20 protein-coding genes are annotated in these 20,151 nt (G+C 66.6%); 10 read left to right on the forward strand and 10 right to left on the reverse strand.

The features are described from left to right. Positions 1–176 precede the first annotated feature (176 nt). Together VMX79_00355 and rho are read left to right on the forward strand one after the other, a co-directional pair. Positions 177–1,124: an RluA family pseudouridine synthase gene (locus VMX79_00355; GenBank protein HUV85546.1), complete on the forward strand. Its 948-nt coding sequence runs from the start codon at positions 177–179 to the stop codon at positions 1,122–1,124. A gap of 120 nt (positions 1,125–1,244) precedes the next feature. Continuing rightward, positions 1,245–2,501 (forward strand): transcription termination factor Rho, encoded by a 1,257-nt coding sequence (gene rho, locus VMX79_00360; protein HUV85547.1) that lies wholly within the window; start codon positions 1,245–1,247, stop codon positions 2,499–2,501. Positions 2,502–2,607: 106 nt separating this feature from the next. Here rho and VMX79_00365 read toward each other — a convergent pair whose 3' ends face one another. Beyond that, positions 2,608–2,811 carry a hypothetical protein gene (locus tag VMX79_00365; GenBank protein HUV85548.1) on the reverse strand — a complete coding sequence of 68 codons (204 nt, stop codon included), beginning with the start codon at positions 2,809–2,811 and terminating at the stop codon, positions 2,608–2,610. A gap of 175 nt (positions 2,812–2,986) precedes the next feature. On the opposite strand from VMX79_00365, the gene VMX79_00370 reads away from it, so the two are divergent. The 5 genes from VMX79_00370 to VMX79_00390 are packed head-to-tail and all read left to right on the forward strand — an operon-like array spanning position 2,987 to position 7,236. Continuing rightward, positions 2,987–3,193, forward strand: coding sequence for a carboxypeptidase-like regulatory domain-containing protein (locus VMX79_00370; protein ID HUV85549.1), 207 nt, complete (start codon positions 2,987–2,989; stop codon positions 3,191–3,193). A gap of 2 nt (positions 3,194–3,195) precedes the next feature. After that, positions 3,196–4,332 carry an aldo/keto reductase gene (locus VMX79_00375; GenBank protein HUV85550.1) on the forward strand — a complete coding sequence of 379 codons (1,137 nt, stop codon included), beginning with the start codon at positions 3,196–3,198 and terminating at the stop codon, positions 4,330–4,332. Further along, positions 4,313–5,269, forward strand: coding sequence for a cation diffusion facilitator family transporter (locus VMX79_00380; GenBank protein HUV85551.1), 957 nt, complete (start codon positions 4,313–4,315; stop codon positions 5,267–5,269). The genes VMX79_00375 and VMX79_00380 overlap by 20 nt, the downstream gene beginning before the upstream one ends. Next, positions 5,270–6,865 carry a DNA polymerase III subunit gamma/tau gene (gene dnaX, locus VMX79_00385; protein ID HUV85552.1) on the forward strand — a complete coding sequence of 532 codons (1,596 nt, stop codon included), beginning with the start codon at positions 5,270–5,272 and terminating at the stop codon, positions 6,863–6,865. Positions 6,866–6,897: 32 nt separating this feature from the next. Continuing rightward, the gene (locus VMX79_00390) at positions 6,898–7,236 is read left to right on the forward strand and encodes a YbaB/EbfC family nucleoid-associated protein (GenBank protein HUV85553.1); all 339 of its coding nucleotides are present in this window, start codon (positions 6,898–6,900) and stop codon (positions 7,234–7,236) included. Positions 7,237–7,287: 51 nt separating this feature from the next. Here the strand turns inward: VMX79_00390 and VMX79_00395 are convergent, their stop codons facing one another. Then, positions 7,288–8,064, reverse strand: a complete 777-nt coding sequence (locus tag VMX79_00395; protein HUV85554.1) for an alpha/beta fold hydrolase — start codon at positions 8,062–8,064, stop codon at positions 7,288–7,290. Positions 8,065–8,184: 120 nt separating this feature from the next. On the opposite strand from VMX79_00395, the gene VMX79_00400 reads away from it, so the two are divergent. From VMX79_00400 to VMX79_00410, 3 genes are all read left to right on the forward strand, one after another. Then, complete coding sequence (locus VMX79_00400; protein ID HUV85555.1) at positions 8,185–9,276, forward strand: hypothetical protein; 1,092 nt, start codon at positions 8,185–8,187, stop codon at positions 9,274–9,276. A gap of 9 nt (positions 9,277–9,285) precedes the next feature. Continuing rightward, positions 9,286–10,008, forward strand: a complete 723-nt coding sequence (gene deoC / locus VMX79_00405; protein HUV85556.1) for a deoxyribose-phosphate aldolase — start codon at positions 9,286–9,288, stop codon at positions 10,006–10,008. Positions 10,009–10,154: 146 nt separating this feature from the next. After that, positions 10,155–12,155 carry an alkaline phosphatase family protein gene (locus VMX79_00410; protein HUV85557.1) on the forward strand — a complete coding sequence of 667 codons (2,001 nt, stop codon included), beginning with the start codon at positions 10,155–10,157 and terminating at the stop codon, positions 12,153–12,155. Here the strand turns inward: VMX79_00410 and ispD are convergent. The 8 genes from ispD to VMX79_00450 all read right to left on the reverse strand — a co-directional run bounded on the left by ispD (position 12,152) and on the right by VMX79_00450 (position 20,147). Next, a complete protein-coding gene (gene ispD, locus VMX79_00415) occupies positions 12,152–12,877 on the reverse strand; it encodes a 2-C-methyl-D-erythritol 4-phosphate cytidylyltransferase (GenBank protein HUV85558.1) in 726 nt (241 codons plus the stop codon). The genes VMX79_00410 and ispD overlap by 4 nt on opposite strands. A gap of 3 nt (positions 12,878–12,880) precedes the next feature. Beyond that, the gene (locus VMX79_00420) at positions 12,881–13,885 is read right to left on the reverse strand and encodes a TRAM domain-containing protein (GenBank protein ID HUV85559.1); all 1,005 of its coding nucleotides are present in this window, start codon (positions 13,883–13,885) and stop codon (positions 12,881–12,883) included. A 21-nt stretch (positions 13,886–13,906) separates the two neighbouring features. After that, the gene (locus VMX79_00425; GenBank protein HUV85560.1) at positions 13,907–14,533 is read right to left on the reverse strand and encodes a regulatory protein RecX; all 627 of its coding nucleotides are present in this window, start codon (positions 14,531–14,533) and stop codon (positions 13,907–13,909) included. Positions 14,534–14,540: 7 nt separating this feature from the next. Next, positions 14,541–15,590 (reverse strand): recombinase RecA, encoded by a 1,050-nt coding sequence (gene recA, locus VMX79_00430; protein ID HUV85561.1) that lies wholly within the window; start codon positions 15,588–15,590, stop codon positions 14,541–14,543. Between the two features lie 76 nt (positions 15,591–15,666). Then, the gene (gene thpR / locus VMX79_00435) at positions 15,667–16,227 is read right to left on the reverse strand and encodes an RNA 2',3'-cyclic phosphodiesterase (protein HUV85562.1); all 561 of its coding nucleotides are present in this window, start codon (positions 16,225–16,227) and stop codon (positions 15,667–15,669) included. Continuing rightward, complete coding sequence (locus VMX79_00440) at positions 16,224–17,474, reverse strand: competence/damage-inducible protein A (protein ID HUV85563.1); 1,251 nt, start codon at positions 17,472–17,474, stop codon at positions 16,224–16,226. Before VMX79_00440 ends, thpR begins: the two co-directional genes overlap by 4 nt. A gap of 15 nt (positions 17,475–17,489) precedes the next feature. Continuing rightward, a complete protein-coding gene (locus tag VMX79_00445; GenBank protein ID HUV85564.1) occupies positions 17,490–19,619 on the reverse strand; it encodes a DUF2079 domain-containing protein in 2,130 nt (709 codons plus the stop codon). A 33-nt stretch (positions 19,620–19,652) separates the two neighbouring features. Beyond that, complete coding sequence (locus tag VMX79_00450; protein HUV85565.1) at positions 19,653–20,147, reverse strand: phosphatidylglycerophosphatase A; 495 nt, start codon at positions 20,145–20,147, stop codon at positions 19,653–19,655. Positions 20,148–20,151 lie beyond the last annotated feature (4 nt).

Genomic DNA, 20,151 nt, shown 5'->3' on the forward strand with positions numbered 1-20,151 from the left:
CTCCCCTTTTACGCGCTGCGTGACGCCGTCATTATAACTCAGCCTCGCGCCGCGTTCCAATATAAACGTTAATCGATTTCGTAATCGGTTCGCGCGGGCCCGATGAAAAGGTTGCCGCGTACGGGGCGGGATACTATAATTCCCGGAGCGGGTTCTTCCGAGGGGCCTGAGACGTGATGAAAGAAGGAGAGCGCAAGGAGGTCCGCCTCGTCGTCGACGGCGAGAACGCGGGGCAACGGTTGGATGCCTTCCTGGGGGTAATGCTCGGGGAGTACTCGCGGTCGCGCCTGAAGGGTTTCATCGCCGCCGGGGAAGTCGCCGTAAACGGCGCCGCGGCGAAGCCCTCGTACCGCCTTAGGGAAGGCGACGTGGTCGACGCGGCGATAGGCCCTCCCTCCGGGCCGCCGGTCGAGCCGGAGGATATTCCCCTCACCGTTTATTACGAGGACCAGGACGTCGTCGTCGTCGAGAAACCGGCCGGGATGCTCACCCATCCCGCGGGGAGGGTGTACTCGGGAACGCTCGTGAACGCGCTGTTGCATCGCGTCGGCGCGCTGGCGCCCGTCGGCGGCCCCGCCCGCCCGGGGATAGTCCACCGTCTGGACAAGGGCACCTCGGGCGTGTTGGTCGTGGCCCGCTCCGAGCTCGCGCACAAAAGCCTGGTTAAACAGTTTTCGCGGAGGACCACCGGCCGGACGTACGTCGCGTTGGCCGCGGGTTCTCTCCCGCTCGAGGAGGGGACGATAGAGGCCCCCATCGGCCGCTCGAGCCGCAACCCGAAGCTCTTCGCCGTCAGCCCTCTCGCCGCCAAAGAGGCCAAGACGACTTTCGCCGTGCTGGAGCGTTTCGGCGGCGAGGCGACGCTGCTGCGCCTGCGCCTTTACACCGGCCGCACCCATCAGATCCGCGTGCACCTCGCGTACCTGGGATACCCGGTTTTAGGGGACGAGACGTACGGCAAGCCGAGCGACGTCATCGACAGGCCCGCGCTGCATGCGCACACCCTCGCCTTCGACCACCCGGCGTCGGGCGCGAAGATGCGCTTCCTGTCGCCGCTGCCGCCCGATATAATAGCGGCCTGCGAACGGCTGCGGCGAGAAGGCGGGCCGGGCGGCGGCCGTTAATGGCGTATTTTTTTTGTCGCCGCTAAAAATTACGGTTGACGCGGGTACGCGTTTAGGGTATACTTCGAAAGTATCAGGGTATTTCTATCCTGCCATTTTTCCTCCAAATACTCCCATTTCATGTCGTTAAACTTAGCCGAACTCACCACAAAGACAACGGCGGAGCTTGCCGCGCTTGCACGCGAGATGGGCGTGACCGGCGCCTCCGGCCTGCGTAAGCAACAGCTTATCTTCAAGCTGCTCGAGACGCAGGCGACGCAAAACGGCCTTATCTTCGCGGAGGGCGTCCTCGAGACCATGCCCGACGGTTACGGCTTCCTGCGCTCCGGGGCCAACAATTACCTCCCCGGGCCGGACGACATTTACGTTTCGCCTTCGCAGATTCGCCGGTTCAGCCTTCGCAAGGGCGACACCGTCTCCGGCCAGGTACGCGCGCCGAAGGACAACGAGAAATATTTCGCGCTGCTCAAGGTCGACGCCGTCAACAACGTAGACCCGGAGCAGGCGGTCGAACGCAACCTCTTCGACAACCTGACGCCGATCTACCCCGACGACCGGTTTCACCTCGAGACCGCGGACGAAAATTTAACCCTTCGCGTGCTCGACCTGATGACGCCGGTGGGCAAGGGCCAGCGCGGGCTCATCGTCTCGCCGCCCCGCGCCGGCAAGACGACCATCCTGCAAAACTACGCCCACGCCCTCGCCGAGAACCATCCCGACGCAATCCTCATCGTCCTGCTCATCGACGAGCGACCGGAAGAGGTCACCGACATGGAGCGGTCCGTGCACGGCGAAGTCATCTCGTCCACCTTCGACGAGCCGGCCGACCGCCACGTCCACGTCGCCGAGATGGTGCTGGCGAAGGCCAAGCGCCTCGTCGAGGCGGGGCACGACGTCGTCGTCCTGCTCGACTCCATCACGCGGCTCGCCCGGGCGTATAATACCGTTACGCCGCACTCGGGCCGCGTCATGACCGGCGGCATCGACGCCTCCACGCTGCAGAAGCCCAAGCGCTTCTTCGGCGCCGCGCGCAACATCGAGGAGGGCGGCTCGCTTTCCGTCATCGCGACGGCGCTTGTCGATACCGGCTCCAAAATGGACGACATCATCTTCGAGGAGTTCAAGGGGACCGGCAACATGGAGTGCATCCTCGACCGGCGGTTGGTGGACCGGCGCACCTGGCCGTCGGTCGACGTCGCCCGCTCCGGGACGCGCAAGGAGGAGCTGCTCCTCAGCGAGGAGGAGATCAACAAAATCCGCCTCATCCGCAAGGTCCTGGCCGATATGAACGGCGTGGATGCCACCGAGATGCTCCTCGCCAAGATGCGCAAGACGAAGGACAACGAGGAGTTTTTGGCTAATTTAGAGAATTTGTAGGGAAGTATGGTACAATAGATTATCCCAAAATGGTAAGGGCGCCGCGAGGCGCCCGTTTTCGGCGGTTATGGTTATCGAGGAGGGTTCGTAAATGCGGACGACGGTTTTATACGCGGCGGCGCTGGCGGTAGCGTTGGCCGCGGCGGCGCACGCCGGCTTCTAAGCCTCGCCCGCCACCGTCGCCGTCTACGTCATCGGTTGACAGAGCCACCCGCTCGAGGGCGCCCGGGCGGTACTGGTGAGCGAAACCGCGGCCGATGAGCTCGGCGAAGGCCGGTACCGCTTCGAAGAAGCGTATCCCGGCGAGCATCGCCTCTTCGTCTACGCCGGCGTCGGCGACGTCTACGACGAGTCGTTCGCGACGGACGTGGCGTTCGCCTCGGCCGAGCTCGAGGTCATGTTATGTATATGCATAGAGACGCGCATGACTCGCCTCGAGGGCACGGTGCGGGACGCGCGCGGCAAGGCCGGTCAAATTCGCGGGCGTGGCGGTCCGCGAGCTCTTCCTGGATACTACCACCGACGCCAAGGGGCGTTACGAACTCAAGCTACCGCCCGGCAAGTGGGAGGTAATGGCCTGGGCCGACGGCGGCGCCGAAGATGAGACCTTCGCCTCGATAACCGTGACGGGGCCGGAAGACCCGGGCGAAGCGGAGGCGGAAGCTCGGTTGGATTTGAGACTCGGCGAGTAACGGTGCAATACCGCGACTTCGGCAATCTCGGATATAAAGTTACCGCGCTGGGTTACGGCGCCATGCGCCTCCCGGAGGACGAGGAAGGGAACGTCCGACGCGACGAGGCCGTCGCCGTAATCCGCGCGGGCATCGACGCCGGCATCAACTACGTCGATACCGCGCCGCTGTACAATCGCGGCCAGTCGGAAGAGGTGGTCGGCGAAGCTCTCGCCAACGGCTACCGCGAGCGCGTGTGGCTCTCCACCAAGAACCAGCGCGTCAACGACGACCCGGACGACTGGCGCCGCCGCCTCGACGAATCCCTCCGCAAACTCAAAACCGATTACGTCGACGTCTACCACCTGTGGGGAATAAGTTGGAAGGAGTTTACGGAGCACCTGGCGGTAAAGGACGGGCCGCTGGCGGCCGCGCGCCGCGCCCGGGAGGACGGCCTCTTCCGCCACCTATTCTTCTCGTTTCACGCGCCGCCGGAGGATTTCTTTAAAATAATCGATACCGGCGAATTCGTCGGCTGCACGGTCCAGTATAATTTGATAGACCGTAAAAACGAAGCCGGCCTCGCGTACGCCGCGGCCAAGGGCCTGGCGGTCGTGATTATGGGGCCGGTGGGGGGAGGCCGTCTGGCCGGGCCGTCGTCGGTGCTGGAGGACTCAGGGTTTTCGGCCGCGAGCACCGCCGAGCTGGCGCTCCGCTTCGTCCTGGCCAACGCCCACGTGAGCTGCGCCATCTCCGGGATGAGCAGCCGCGAGCAGCTGCGCGAGAACGTCGCGACGGCTTCGCGCGCGGACCGGCTGGACGAGGCCGAGGTCGCCCGCATCAACGAGAGCTTCGACGAGTACCGTAAACTCGCGGAACTCTATTGCCCCGGCTGCGACTACTGCAAACCGTGCCCGGAGAACGTGGCCGTTTCGCGGGTGTTGGCGCTTTACAACCTGGCTCGAGTTTACGGCCTGGAGGATGCGGCCAAGAAGCTGTACGCCGAGATAGGGCGCACCGGCTTCTTCGCCCGGATGAACAACGCCGCCGCCTGTACCTCCTGCGGCGAGTGCGTCGAGAAGTGCCCGCAAAAATTGGATATCCCGGAGGAGTTGGCCGCGGCGCACGCGGCGCTGGGCAATGGAAAAGGCGAACGATAATACCCGCTCCCTCTTGGCCGTTACGCGCCTGGCGGTATGTTCCAACGCGGCGCTGACGGCCGGCAAGCTCGTCGCCGGCGTCGCGATGTCCTCGGCCGCGGTGGTCGCGGAGGGTTTACATTCCGGCGTGGACCTCGTCGCGGCCCTCATAGCCTTTTGGGCGGTACGGAAGGCTCGGCAGCCCGCGGATGCCGACCACGCCTTCGGCCACGGCAAGTACGACGCGCTCTCGGGCGCCACGGAGGGCCTATTGATTTTCGGCGCGGCTTTCTTTATAATCGCGGAAGCCTTCCGGAAGATTATAACGGGGGGCGAGATCGAGAAACTCGGCCTGGGCGCCGCGGTCATGGCGGCGTCGGCGTTGATAAATTTCTTGGTGTCGGCGCAACTCTTCACCGTGGCGCGGCGGACCGGCTCGGTCGCGGTGGAGGCCGACGGCCATCATCTCCGCACCGACGTCTGGACGTCGCTGGGGGTGCTCGCCGGCATCGGCCTCATCAGGCTGACCGGTGTTCACATCCTCGACCCCATCGCGGCGTTCGTCGTCGCGGCGCTGATATTGTTTACGGCCTGGCGAATTACCAGGAAGTCCATCGGCGACCTACTCGACCGGCGTTTGCCCGCGAGCGAGGAGAAGCGTATCGCCGAGATCGTAACCAAAGGCCACCCTCACTGGCTCGAATACCATAGGCTCCGCACGCGGCGGGCCGGCGGCCAGCGCCACGTCGACCTGCACCTGGTCACGTGCCGCGACATACCGCTCGAGCTCGCCCACAGCTTGACGGAGGACCTGGAGGACGACATACGGCGGGAGTTTCCCCGCGCCGAGATAATCACCCACGTCGAGGCGTGCGAGAAGGCGGAGAACGAGTGCGACGACGCTTGCCCGATGTACGATATTAAGATGAAAGTCATCACCCGCGCCGAGGGGCGGTAAATGGCGGTTTCGGATTACCAGGTTTTCGCTCGGCGGTTCCGGCCGTTGGATTTCGCCGAGGTCGTAGGTCAGGAGGCGGTTACGCGCACGCTGGCCAACGCCGTCTCCGGCGGCCGCGTCGCCCAGGCGTACCTGTTCGCCGGGCCGCGGGGCGTGGGCAAGACGTCGGTGGCCCGCATCCTGGCCAAGGCGCTCAATTGCAGCCGGGGCCCGACCGTGACGCCGTGCGGCGAGTGCGACAACTGCCGCGCCATCGCCGCCGGCAACGACACCGACGTGCTCGAGATCGACGGCGCCTCCAACCGCGGCATCGACGACGTACGCGAGCTGCGGGAGCGCGTCCGCTTCGCGCCGGGCCACAGCCCCTACAAGATATACATCATCGACGAAGTCCATATGTTGACGGCGGAGGCGTTCAACGCCCTCCTCAAGACGCTGGAAGAACCGCCCTCGCACGTGGTCTTCGTCTTCGCGACGACGCGGTTCGACAAGGTTCCGGCTACCATAGTGTCCCGCTGCCAGCGGTTCATCTTCCGGCGCATCCAGACCGCGGCCATAGAGGACAAGCTCCGCGTTATTGCCGAGAAGGAAGGGCTGAGCGTCGAGCCGCGGGCGTTGTCGCTAATAGCGCGGCGGGCCGCCGGCAGCATGCGCGACGGCGAATCCCTCTTCGACCAGGTTATCGCGTTCGCCGAGGACGAGATAACGCCGCACGACGTGGAGCGCACGCTGGGCCTGGTGGCGGCGGAGGCGGTGGAGAAGCTGGCGTCGGCGGTGTTGGCGGCCGACGGCGCGGGGGCGCTCCTCGCCGTGGACGCGCTGGCGCGGGAGGGCGCGGACCTGGTTCAGGCCGTGCACCAGCTCGTGGAATACCTGCGCGACCTTATGGTCCTGGCCGCGGCCCCCGACGAGCCGGACCTGGTGGACGTGAGCGGCGACGAACGCGAGAAGCTGCGCGCCGTCGCGGCCCGGCAGTCGCCCGCGACGTTGCTTAACATAATCAACGTCTTCCTGGAGGCCGCGGGGCCTATGTCGCGCGTCCTGTCGCCGCGGCTCGTTTTGGAGTACGCGGCGCTGAAGGCGGCCCGGATTCGCAACCTGTTGCCGGTGGAAGATTTACTGAAAGCTTACGCCGGTGAGGAGGAGCCGGTCGCGGCGGAGCCCCCCGGGGAGGTTCCGAAGGCCGGCCCGGCGCCCGGCGCCCCGGCGGAAGTTTCGAAAAGCCTCACCGAGACGTGGCAGCGCGTATTGGCCGCGCTGGGCGAGAGCGATAAGGCGCTGCGGGCGCTGGTCGCGCCGGCGCGGTTGATCTCGTTTACGGAGGACGAGTTCCGGCTGGGCTTCCCCGAGAAGTACCGCGTGAGCGCCGAGAAGGTGGACGATGAGGAGCGGCGCGCGGCGCTGGCCGAAGCCGTGGGCGCCATCTTGGGCCGGCCCGTGAAAATACGGGTGGAGCTCGAGGCGGGCGCGCCCGCGTCGTCCGCGTCGGAGGGTACGCTGTTCCGGGATATGCCGCTGGTGGCGGAGATACGCGACCGCTACGGCGGCGAGATAGTGGAAGAGAAAGAAGTCGCTGCCCCCGAGGAAGAGAGCTAACGGCCTACCGTTACCTCGGGGCGGAGGTGAAGATGCTGGGAAATTTAGGCAACCTGGCTCAGCTGCTGAGGCAGGCCAAGGACGTCCAGCAGAAGCTGGGCGAAGTGCAACGGAAACTTTCGGCGATGACGGTGGAGGTCAGCGCCGGCGGCGGTATGGTCACCGTCGTCGCGAACGGCCACCAGGAGATTCTTTCCGTGAAGATAGACCCGGCGGCGGTGAAAGCCGACGAGGTGGAGCTCCTGGAGGAGTTGGTCCTGGCCGCCGTCAACGCCGCCCGTAAAAAAGCGGAAACGCTCGCCCGCGACGAGATGTCCGGCCTCGCGCAGGAGATGGGCATTCCGGAAGGTTTTAAGCTCCCGGGCGCGTAGCCGTACGGCGGCGCGTTCGTCGGCTTTTTAAAGGGCCCGTGAGGGCCTTTTTTATTTAACCTGGGCGGCGAGCCAATCGACCAGCGCGTCTTCGAAAGACGGTTCGGCGGCGAAGATCCTGGTCCCGTGGCCCGCGTCCGAAAACATCTTGAACGCGGCGTCGGCGGCGATCTCGTGGAGCTTCCCCACGGAGTCCGCCGCGTATTTGTCCTCGTCGCTGGCGACGAGGTACGCCGACCGGCCGCGGTATTTCGCCATCGCCGCGGTCGTCTCCAAGCCGTGGTAGTTGAGCCCCGGCGAGAGCAGGACCACCGCGCGCACGTCCGCGTCGTCCGCGCCGTAGTTCAGGGCGAAGTTGGCGCCGATGGAGGCGCCCACGATTACGAGTTTCGACGTATCGGCGCCCTTCCCGGCCAGGAAGTCTTTGGCCGCGGCCACGTCGAGCAGCGACGACTTGTGCGCTTCGTCGTCGAATTCGGCGTAGCGCCTGGTCTCGCCGTCTTGCTTCGTGCTGTCGCCGTGGCCTCGCGAGTCGAGCGCCAGGACGTTGAAGCCGGCGGCCGCCAGCTTGGCGCCGAAGCCGTCGTACGAGTGGCGGTCGGCTGTCAACATGTGCAGCAATATGGCCGCGGGTTTCCCCGCGCCCGCGTCCCGGTACGAAGCGTATATCTTCCAGCCGTCGGAAGTGGCGAACGATACCGTCGTCGGCGCGGCGGCGTTTTCCGTAACGGCCACGGGCTCGGCCGTGGGCGCCCGCTCCTTGGCCTGGCACGCGGCGAGGAACGCCGCGCTGGATAATATTACGGCGAACGTCGTAATAGTCCTCATTTCACTCCTCCTGCGTTTTGGCCTCCGTACCGGCCCCCGCCTTAACGATTTGTTGTCGAATTCTACCCGCGTGTGTTATTATATTTTAAATAAGGCGAAGGCGCAAGGGGAGCGACTATTATGAAGAGAACGGCGCTTATTCTGACGGCGGCGCTCGTCGTAGTAGCGGGCGCCGGGGCGGCCGACTTCTCGGCCGATACCGTTAAGTCCGGCAACTACGTTCACGTCCCGGCGGGCGAGGTCCTAAAGGGCGGGACGGTCTTGGCGGGTTCCGTCGTCGTGGTGGACGGCGACGTCGACGGCGACTTGCTGGCGTTCGCGGCGTACGTGGAGGTGAACGGCAACGTCAACGGCGACCTCCTCGCGGCGGCGGCGACGATTATCGTCAACGGCCGGGTCGCCGGTTCGGCGCAGTACTACGGCGCCGCGGTAACCGACGCCGGTTCGACCGCGGGTTCCCTCGACGCGTCGGGCGCGGCGTTGTTCCTGCGGGGGAGCGTCGGCGGCGACGTGACGAGTTCCGGCGCGGCTACCTGGCTGGGGGGCGCTTTCGGCGGCGACGTCGAGGCCCGGGGCGGATACCTCGTCGTAGAGGACGAAGCCCGGGTCGGGGGCGACGTCTCGTACCGGGCCGAGGAGCTCGAGCTTTCGCCGGCGGCGGCCATAGGGGGGCGGGTGAAAGAGTTGCCCGAGCCCGAGCCGGCCAAAAAAGAGAAAAAGGGTTTCAATTTCGGCTGGTGGTTGATAAAGAACGTCTGGTCGGTCCTCGCCCTCTTCGTTTTGGCGGCGTTCGTCGCCTGGCTCCGGCCCGTTATGTTGACGGCCATACCGGATAACATCCGCGCCCGCCCCGTGGCGTCGCTCCTGCTGGGTTTAGCCGTTTTGGTCGGCGCGCCGGTGGCGGCCTTGGTACTCGCGATTACGCTGGTGGGCATCCCCTCCGCCCTGGTGTTGGCGGCGTTCTATCTGATGGCGCTGTACGCGGCGTACGTGTTCGCGGGCGTCTTCCTGGGGCGGTTGATAACGGCGCGGTTGTTCAAGGGGCGGGAGACGCCGGCGCTCTTCGCGGCGTTGGCGGGTATCGTGATATTGGTTCTGGCGGGCAACATCCCGTACTTCAAGGTATTGCTCGCCCTCGCGGTGTGGGTGTTTGCGTTGGGCGGCGCCGCGATCTACGCGTGGGAGATGCGCAAGACGCGGCCGCAACGTTAGCGGATGACGGTGAAACCGCGGACGGCGGTAGGCTGGCTCGAGTTCCTGCCCGGGAGGTTGGAGCAGACGTTGCTGGGTTACGACGTGTCCCGGGACCAGATAACGATACTCTGTGACGCCGCGGTGCGCGAGAAGTTCTACGCCGTCGTAGTCAACCCCACGCACGTTCGCTTCGCCGCGGAGCGCCTGGCCGACGTGCCGGTGAAGACGGTGACGGTCGTCGGTTTCCCCATGGGGGCCAATACCAAGGCGGTGAAGGTCTTCGAGACGCGCGACGCGTTGGCGCGCGGCGCGGACGAATTTGACCTGGTCATAAACGTTTCGGCGTTGACGCACGGTTATTACGAGTTCGTCTGCGGCGAGATCCGGGACGTCGTGGCCGCGGCCGACGGCCGCCCGGTCAAGGCCATAATCGAGTGCGGCGCGCTTACGGCCAACCAGAAGGTGGTCGCCTGCGACCTCGTGTGCCGGGCGGGCGCGCATTTCGTCAAGACCTCCACCGGCTACGGCCCGGGCGGCGCGACGGAAGAGGACGTGCGGCTTTTGCGGAAGGTGGTCGGCGACGCCGTCGGCATCAAGGCCTCCGGCGGGATACGGTCGTACGAGCGCGCGCTCAACCTCATGTCGGCGGGCGCGGACCGCGTCGGTACCTCGAGCGGCGTCGTCATTATGGAGGGGTTGCGCTACGCGGTGAAGGCGGGCCGTCTGGGCGACGCCGTCGCGGCGAGATAGCAGCAGCGCGGCGCCCCCTCGGCAACTTATCTGAGGTGAATTCCTTTACATTAGGGGAAGTGTTCCGTCGGCTTCGACCGGGGGTCGGTACGGCGGCTTTTTAATAAATTACCCGGGCCGCTCTTCGGTGCGGCCGGTTTGACGTTATGAAGAGGAGAAGTTTTCTCGAGGTAACGGGCGCCGCCGGCGTATGGCTCGCCGCGGGCGGCCTGGGCGGCGTCGTGGCGTCGTGCGGCGAGCGGGGCGTGGAGCGGCGCGCCGCCCGGCGCGTGGTGGTGTTGGGCGTCGGCGGCATGGACGCCGGCGTACTCGAGCGTATGATCGCCGAGGGCAAGCTGCCCAACCTCGCGGCGTTGGCCCGGAGCGGTACGTTCGCGACCCTTCGCACCACGACGCCCGCCGAAAGCTCCGTGGCGTGGGCGGCGTTCGCTACCGGCGCCCGGCCGGGCAGAAACGGTATCTTCGGCCGGTTCGGCCGGGACCCGGATACGTATCGCACCGTCGCGGCGGACGTCTCGTGTGAACCCGGGAGGCACCTCGGCGATTGGCCCGTCGGCGGGCCCCGCTGCCGCTCAAACCTGAGCGGCGAACCTTTCTGGCGGTACGCCGCGCGCGAGGGCATCGCGACGGCGGCCTTATGGGCCCCGGCCGACTTGCCGCCCGAGGAGGTGGAGGGCGGCGCGTTTATAGCGGGCGGCGACGTCCCCGACGCGAGCCTGGGCGCGTATAATTATCATTTCTTCGCCACCGACAAGTACTTCGCCGAACGCGATACCGCCGCCGGCGGGATATGGAGAAAGATAGCAAGGCGGGACGGCGTCGGCCGGGTGACGCTGGAGCCGCCGGCGTGTTTGGCGGGCCGCGAGCTCGAGATAACGCTCGAGCCGGAGACCGAGCTATATTTAAATATTTCCGTCGCGGGGCGGAAGCAGCGCGTGAGGACCCGCACTTACAGCCATTACTTCGCGTTCCCTTTCGGGCGGGGGGTCTTGGGCCGCGGCCGCGTTATGGGCAGGTTCTTCGTGGTTTCGTCCGCGCCCGAAATACGCGTGTGGTTGTCGCCGCTCGAGGTGGACCCGCGTAGGCCGCTCTTCGACGTGGCGGCGCCATCCCGCTTCGGCGAGGAGCTCGCGGCGGACGGGCCGTTCAGCACCCGCGGCCGGCCGCTCGACCTCGGCGCGCTGCACGACGGCGTCATCGGCCGGGGGCCGTTCGTGGGGCAATACTGCTACCAAACCGAAGAAAAGAGGCGCCTGGGTTTCTGGGCGTGGCAGCGTTATAGGCCGGACCTCTTCCTCCTCTTCGATTACGGCCTGGACGAAATCGCGCAGGTGTTTTGGCGTCATTACGACCCCTCGCACCCGGCCTACGACGCCGAGAAGTTCTTCACGTACGGCGAGGCCTTCGAGCTCGCGTACCGCTACGTCGATGAGGCGCTGGGGAAATTTATAAAGGGAGCGGCCGGCGACGACGTCGCGTTCTTCGTCGTCTCGGCGCACGGCAACCGGCCTTTTCGGCGGGCATTTTGCCCGAGTCGGTGGCTGCTCGAGAACGGTTATTTGGGACTTGCCCCCGGGGCAAAGCCCTGGGGCGTCGACGTGCCCACGCCGGAGGCCGCGCTCCGCCGGGGCCGGTACCGACCCGCGGTGGCGTGGGAGCGGACGCGCGCGTACGCCCAGGGATACGGCCAGATTTATCTGAACGTCAAGGGCCGCGAGAAGCGGGGGGCCGTCTCCCGCGGCGACGCGGAGGGTTTGAAGGCCGAGCTTCGGACCCGCCTCTTGGCCGTACGGGACGGCGCCCGAAAGGCCGTGGTCGCGGTGGGCGACGGCGACGAACTCTTCGCCGGGCCGCGGCGTTTTTGCGCGCCCGACCTCGTCGTCTCGTTGGCGGACGGTTACGGCGTCTCGTGGGAATCCGTACTGGGGGGCTTCGCCGACGCGGTTTTCGCCGACAACCGCGGCGTCGTTTCCGGCCACCACGCCGCCGTAGGGCCGGACGCGGTGCCCGGGTTGATATTCTCGAATTTGAAGTTAGACGCGGCCGGCGCCGCGGTGGAGGACGTGGGGCCGACTATATTACGTACTTTAGGGCTCGAGCCGCCCGGCGGCGTCGACGGCGTTTCTATGGAGGTAAGGCCGCGCTAGCGGCCTTTTTTCTTGTGGGAAAGAACGGCCTCGGCCCGGGCGAGGTCTTCGGGGAAGGTTATTTTAAAGTTGTCGCGTTCGCCCTCGACGGATACGACGCGGCCGCCGGCTAGCTCCAGCGCCGCGGCGTCGTCGGTCACGTCCCACCGTTCGCGCGCCGCGGCCCGGTAGGCGTCGGCGACGGCGGCCAACTTGAAAGCTTGCGGCGTTTGCGCCGCGCGCAGAGCTTCGCGGGCCGGCGTGCTTTCGACGGCGCCGTCGTCGCCGATTCGCTTCAGGGTATCGACCAGCGCGACCGCGGGTACCGCGCCGTCGGCGGTCGCGAGCGCCGCCAGCAGGCGGCGCACCAGCGCCCGCGTCGCCAGCGGGCGCGCCGCGTCGTGGATGAGGACCGCGGCGTCGGGGGAGGCGAGTGCCGCGGCCGCGGCCAACCCCGCGGCGGCCGAGTCGCGCCGCGCCGCGCCGCCCGCGACGACGGCCCGCACCTTTTCGAAGTCGTAGTCCGACGCGAGCCGGCGTAGTTTTTTTTCGGCGCCCGGCGCGGCCACCGCCACCACCGCGTCCACTTCTTCACATTCCTCGAAGAGGGCCAGGCCGTAATATACCAGAGGGCGCCCGGCGAGGGGCGCGTAAATTTTGTCGCGGCCACCCATGCGGCTGGAGGAGCCGGCCGCCAGCAGCACGGCCGCGACGCGTACCGCTTGTCGCTTTACGTCTCCCACGGCTCAGCTCGGGCCGGAGCTTACGTAGTCCTCGGAGCCGGGTATCTTACCGAAGATCATGCGCCCGGCCGCGGTTTGGAGTACGCTCGTTACGAGGACGTCGAGCCCTTCGCCGATGCGCGGCCGGCCGTTCTCCACCACGACCATCGTCCCGTCGTCGAGGTAGCCGACGCCCTGGCCGGCCTCCTTTCCCTCTTTCACTACCTGCACCGCCAGCATCTCGCCGGGAAGGACGACGGCCTTGAGCGCGTTGGCCAGGTTATTCAAATTTAGAATCTTTACGCCCTGGAGCTCGGCCACCTGGTTCAGGTTGTAGTCGTTGGTCACCAGGCTGGCGTCGAGGTCCTCCGATAGCCGGAGCAACTTTTCGTCCACCGTCGGTACGTCGGCGTACTCCTTGTCCAGTATTTCGACGCGGGCGAGAGCGGACTTTTGGATCTTGTTCAATATCTCCAAACCGCGCCGGCCGCGATTGCGTTTGAGGGGATTGGACGAATCGGCTATGAGCTGGATTTCCTTCAGAACGAATCGCGGGATGACGACCGTCCCCGGTAGGAAACCGGCCTCGATGACGTCGGCGATGCGCCCGTCTATGATGACGCTGGTATCGAGTACGTTGAGGATCGTACCGCCGCCCTGCCGAGTCCCGAGCGAAGCGAGGAGGGGCAAGTCGCGGAGTTTGGCCGCCCCCAACATCGTCCCGGTGTAGCCGCAGACCAGTACGATTAAGACGTACAGGTATTCGGGCGCCTCCACCGTTTGCGATAGGGCGTAGGCGAGGAGGTTCCCGCCGATGAGGCCCGCGATGAGGCCCAACGTCGCCGCCACCAGCGTTTGAACCGAGTAACGCTCCAACAGGATTTCGACCAGGACTATAAGGCAGCCGACGGCGAAGCCGAAGACCACTCCCCAGAAGGGCGCCGATTCCGCCTTGGATATGAAAGGCGCGAAGAAGTAGCCGACGACCGACGTCGCGGCTATAAGTAGGAATCTTAAAATGTGGAGCATTTCGCTTTGCGGTCGGCCCCGTTAGGTCGAAAACAATTCGTACGCCAGGCGGCGCGCGATTCCCGCGTCGAAACCGCGGCGCGCGAGAAACGACGTAATCGCCGCCCGGCCCTTCCGTTCACCTTTGGCCCTAAACGCCTCGCGGCGGGGAGCGAGCGCTCGCCTCGCCAGCCCCTCCTCATCCTCGTCGACGTTTTCGGCGAGCGCCGCCTCTACCGCTTCGGGGGCGACGCCCTTGGCCGCGAGCTCCGCCCGCAGCGCGCGACGGCCTTTGGGTTTGAGTCGCACGCGGTCGCGGACCCACGCGCCGGCGAACGCCCCGTCGTCCACCAGGCCGCGGCTCGTCAGCAGCTTGACCGCGGCGTCTACGATGTCGCCTTCGTAGCCGTACCGCCGGAGGCGTTCTTCGAATTCGTGCCGGCTTCGCAGGCGGGAACGCAAGTACCTCAGCGCCCGGGCGTACGCGCCGTCCACCTCGGCGGCGAAGGCCATACGCCGCAACTCGTCTTCCGCGAGCTCTCGGCCTACCTCCAACCCTAGGTCGCGCGCGGCCGCCGCCGACAGCCCCACCGCGAACGCGCCGTCGACGAATACCGATACCCGGTCGGGGCGGCGTTTTTGGCGCTCGAGGGCCGTTATCGTGGTCACGTCGGCGTTATTGGTCGGAGGCGGGAGCGTCTTCCCCCGCCGGCGGGCTTTCCGGGGCTCTTATTCCCAGTTCAGTCCGCAGCGTCGCCTCGAGCTCCCGCGCGAGTTTCGGGTTTTCTTTTAAAAATTTTACGGCGTTGGCGCGGCCTTGTCCCAACCGCTCGTCGCCGTACGAATACCACGTCCCCGACTTCTCGACGATGTTGCGCGCCGCTCCCAGGTCCAGCATATCCCCCAGCGCCGATATCCCCTCGCCGTACACGATATCGAACTCGGCCTGGCGGAACGGCGGCGCCACTTTGTTCTTCACGACCTTGACGCGGACGCGGTTGCCAACCGCGGTGTCGCCCTCTTTAATGGTGGCGATGCGCCGGATGTCGAGCCGGACCGACGTATAGAACTTGAGGGCGTTCCCTCCCGGCGTCGTCTCCGGGTTGCCGAACATGACGCCGATCTTTATGCGAATTTGATTGATGAAGACCACGATGGATTTCGTGCGCGAGATGACGCCGGTCAACTTCCGCAGAGCTTGCGACATAAGCCGGGCCTGGAGCCCCATGTGAGCGTCTCCCATCTCCCCCTCCAGCTCGGCGCGGGGCACGAGCGCCGCGACGGAATCGATGACGACCACGTCTACGGCGTTCGACCGGACCAGCTGCTCGACGATGTCGAGGGCTTGCTCGCCGGAGTCGGGCTGCGAGACCCAGAGCTCGTCCACGTCCACGCCCAGGGTGCGCGCGTACTCCAGCGGGAAGGCGTACTCCAAGTCCACCAGCGCCGCGTGGCCGCCCAACTTCTGCGCCTCGGCGATGAGGTGCAGCGCCAGCGTCGTCTTGCCCGAAGCTTCCGGCCCGAAGATCTCGACGATGCGGCCTCGCGGAATGCCGCCCACGCCCAGCGCCGCGTCGAGGCTCAGGCTCCCCGTCGGGACGACGTCCACGTTGGCCCGCGATTTATCGTCGCCCACGCGCATCAGGACCGTCTCGCCGTATTTTTTCTTTATCCCGTCGACGGCGTGTTGTAACGAAACGTCTCTTTCTTCACCTGCGGTCGCCATATTTTCTCCCCGGGCAGAATGTGGAAATATCTTTTACCGCGTATATTAACATAAAACACGCGCTTCGAAAAACCGTTTAATCGCCGCCCAGGCGCCAACGCCCGATTTCCTCGTATATCGAACCCTCGGGCGTAAGGGTGGATTTGACCAGCGCCACGGCCTCGAGTTGCTCCGCCGGCGCGGCGAATCCGTCGAGCTGCTCGATCTTCCGGGCCGCCGTCGCCGCGGCCCCGCGGGGTTCTTTGACCCGGCCTATCGTGAGGTGCGGTTTGAAAGGCCGCTTCTCGCGGGCGAAGCCCAGCGGCTCGAGCGCCTTATCCACCGCCGCCGCCAGCGCCCCCGCCGCCGCCGCGCCCTCGCCCAGGCCGACCCATAGAACGCGCGGCGCCCGGGTGTTGGGGAAGCAGCCGCAGTCCGACAGCGAGAGCGCGAACGGCTCGGCCGCGGCCGCGACCGCCGCCAGCGCCTCCTCAACCTTCGGTACCAGTTTCTCCTCGACTTCACCCAGGAACTTCAACGTCAGGTGGACGTTTTCGGCCGGGACCCACCGCACGCCGCCGCGCCGGCCGCTTTCGCACGCGTCGGCCAGCGACGCCCGGTGGCTCGCCGGGAGCTCCGCCGCTACGAATAACCTCACCGCTTCTCTCCTTTCGCGCGCAAACGCAGCCGCAACATGTCGAGGGCGTGCTGCGACGCGCGGAGGCGGACCCAGCCGCGGCCGCCGCCGAAGGAACGCGTATCGCTCGTCGTCCGGCCTTCCTCCGCCAGCGCGAACCACGTCGTGCCCACCGGTTTCTCGGGTGTGCCGCCGCTCGGGCCGGCGACGCCGGTCACGGCCAACGCGTACGTCGCGCCGAAGCGCGCCCGCGCCCCCTCGGCCATCTCGCGCGCCGTCTCCTCGCTCACCGCACCGCGGGTCGCGAGCGTCGCCGCCGCGACGCCCAACAGGTTTACCTTCGCCTCGTTGGCGTACGAGACGACGCCGCCGACGAACCAGCTCGAGGCGCCGGCGACGTCCGTCACGCGCTTGGCGATAAGGCCGCCGGTGCACGACTCCGCCAGCGCGAGCGTCTCGCCCCGCGCGTCCAACGCTTCGCCCACTACCTGCTCGAGCGCGGCGCCGTCTTCGCCGAAGAGGTGGGCGCCGAGCGCTTCGCGGATGGCTTTTGCGACCGGAGCCGCGCGCTCGCGAAACGTCTCCTCGTCGGGCGCGGCGCCCCATATGCGGAGGTTTACCTGGGCCGTTTGCGGGAGATAGGCGAGGTGGACCCCCGCGGGGACTTCCACGCCCGCCAGCCGCTCGGCCACCGCCGATTCCGGCAGGCCGGTGGCGTGGAGTTGTTTCTCGTAAACCCGCTCTCCGACGTAGCCTTTCTTCTCCAAAAACGGGACCAGGCCGTGCTCGAAGATGTACTCCATCTCGGCCGGCACGCCGGGCAGGAGACACAGTACGAAACCCGCCGGTTCGACGACGATGCCGGGCGCGGTCCCCAGCGGGTTGGCCAATACGTGGGAGCCCGCCGGGACGCGGGCCTGGCCCACGTTGACCGCGGGCATTTCGATGCCGCGTCGTGCGAAGCGCCGCTCGATCTCTTTGAGCGTGGGCCGGTGCAGCACGAGCTCGAGGCCCAGGTGTTTCGCGACCGCGGCCAGCGTGCGGTCATCCTCGGTGGGGCCCAGGCCGCCGGTCATGACCGCGAGGGGCGTCAGCGCGCGCGCCTGCTCGAGCGCGGCGACGATGTCGGCGTCCACGTCCCCCACGACGAGTTGGCGCCGCGTCGCGATGCCGAGCGCGGCCAACCGCCGCGACAGGTACGCGGCGTTGTTGTTAACCGTTTTACCCATCAAGAGCTCGTCGCCGATGGCGATGACGGTCGCGTCCATAATTTCACCTCGGCCTTATCGCAGCTCGAACGCCGGCGGCGGCGCCTGGTGGAAGCGCATCAGCGCCGCGCCTTCGGCCGCGAGTATCTTCCTTTCCTCGTCGCTCTTAGTATTCCGAAAAGCCCACTCCAGCGACAGCTTCGGCGCCTCGACGTGAATGTAGTCGAGGTAAACGTCGCCGTTGCCCAGCGGGTACAGTTGGAATTCGTAACGGCGTTCCTTTCGGCACTCGAAAGCCACCGCCGCCCAGCCGTACGTCCCGGCCGCGGGGAGGTCGGCCGGCATAACGCGGCGAACGGCGACCGGGGCCGGCGGCCGGTCGTCGGGCCGTTCGACTACTACCAGCTCGGCGGCGGGTGCGAAGGGGCTCGCCGGCTCGCATACCGCCATGCGGTAGTTTACCTTTACGGCCCCCCGCGGCCAGTAATAGGGGCCCGCGCGCGCCATCGCGCCCAACGGACCTTGCTCGGCGGTACAGTAAAGGGCCCGGCGGTTGCGCGCCCGCTCGTCGAAGACCGGGACGCCGACGTTGTAGTCGAAGGCGTCCTCCTCGAGCACTTGAAAGGTCCACTCGAACGCTTTCTTGGCCGGGATAACCGGCGTTACCCCCCGCCTTAGCATAACGTAGTCGCCGTCGGCGTATACGCAGCCGTACTTCTCGTTTCTCAATAACTTGACGAGGCGTATACGGCTGCGGTGCTCCGAGACGACGGGCGGCGTCTTCCACGGTTCGCCCAGTCGCGCGGTGCATATCACGACCTCGCGCGGCAGCAGCTCTTTTACGTATCGGAATTTATGAGGATGTAAATAGATGCGCCACCGCTCCGAGAAATGGGGTAGGAGGAACATCGACGCCGCGAGCGAGTCGTCTCGGGAAACGAAGCGTGCTACTTTCGGAAAGCGACGCACCCACGGTTCGACGTAGTACCACGACCGGTTGTAGCGAACCCCCAACGGCCCGAACGTCGCCGCCGACGCTACGCCGGCGAATATTAAATACGCCGTCGCGGCCCGCCGCGCCCATCCGACGGACCACCCCTTGCGGCCTACCCACTCTTCGACGCGCCCCCACGCCCGCACGGCGAAGTAGACGAGGAACGGGACCAGCGGCATCACGTACTGGTACTGGATGGCGTAGTGGCTGGGCACCCGCGAGAACAGGGCGTACGTTATGGGCGTGACGTACGCCAGCCATCCCCATCCCGCGGCCGCCGGCAGGAACGCCCACGGCGTCAGCATGTGGAGCAGGTACGCCGCCCGCGCCGGGTCGGCCGCGCGCGCGAGGAAGAACGCCGGGTGACGAAACGCGTATTTGAGAAGGTCCACCGGCGAGCCGGCGACGCCGAAGGTATGCAGGATGGGATTGGAGGCGAGGTCCGTGACGTCCATGAGCTGCGGGTAGATGACGTACGTCGCGGCGAGGAAGTGGACGAGCGAGAACGCGGCGACGAGCGCGCCCCAACGGGTTTGTTTCAACCCCAAGATGATGAACAGGCCCGCGGCGCAAGTGTACAGCGCCAGTTCCTCGAGTAGGAGGGTGGTGAGGAAGAAGCACAGCAGGCCGAGGCGGGGCCTGCCGGCCTCGAAGGCCCAAAACGCCCACAGCACCAGCGCCGGCGCGAACGTCCGCGGATGGAAGTCGTAGAGGGCGACCCAGTGTAACGACGCGAAGAACAGCGGCGACAGCGCGAACGCCAACGCGAGGTAGCGCGAGGCGGTGTGGCGGCGGGCGATGAGGTACGCCGGTACCGCCGCGGACGCCAGGGCTAAGACCTGGAGGACGATGAGCGTGCGCGCGCTCGGAAACGCCAGCGACAGCGGCGAGAGCAGTTGGTTAACCAACGCGACGTGGTTGAGGTGGGGCCGGGCGAAGAGGACCGTCTGGTACAGGAAACCGCCCCGGCCGCCGGCCCAGAAGACGTGGTGTTGTATGCCCAGGTCCACCGCCGGCGCCCAGAACGCGTCGAACTTCTTATTGGCGAGGTAGATGAAGGTGACGGCGAAGGCCGCGGCCGCCGCGGCCAGCAGGAGCGCCGCCCGGGCGCGACTACGGTCCGGCGCCGCGGGGCGTCTAAACCTCGGCGCGAGCCAGGCGACGGCGGCGGCCGCCGCGGCCGCGGCCGCGACGATAACGAGCTGCCCCATTATATCGGCTGGCGCCGGCGACAACGTTCCCCCTTAGGTGAAGACGTTTCCCAGTAAACCGGTCGCGCGGGCGATGGCCCGGGCGGCTTGGAGGATGAGGTTGGCGTATAAGGCCGCGACGACGTCGTCGGCCATTATGCCCCAGCCGCGCGGTAAACGCTGCGACCGCCCCGCCGGAAACGGCTTCAGTACGTCGAAAGCGCGGAAAAGGATGAACGCGAAGACGGCGTACGCGAGGGTCTTGGGTAAAAAGGCGACGGCGACGAAGTACCCCGCGAACTCGTCTACGCACACGCGGCCGGGGTCTTTCTTTCCCCAAACCTCCTCGGCTACGCCGCCGGCCCAGACGGCCGCCGCCGTCGCCGCCGCGGCCACGCCCATTACGACGTAATGGTTGGCCGGGAGGAGCCACCAGTAGACGGCCAGCGCGCCCAGCGTCCCTACCGTCCCGGGCGCCAGGGGCGAGTAGCCGAGGTAGGCCACCGAGGCCACGAACGTCGCGAGCCGCCGCTGTAGTTGTCCCGCCATAAGC

It is taken from the genome of bacterium (assembly GCA_035529855.1).
Classification (GTDB): domain Bacteria; phylum RBG-13-66-14; class B26-G2; order WVWN01; family WVWN01; genus WVWN01.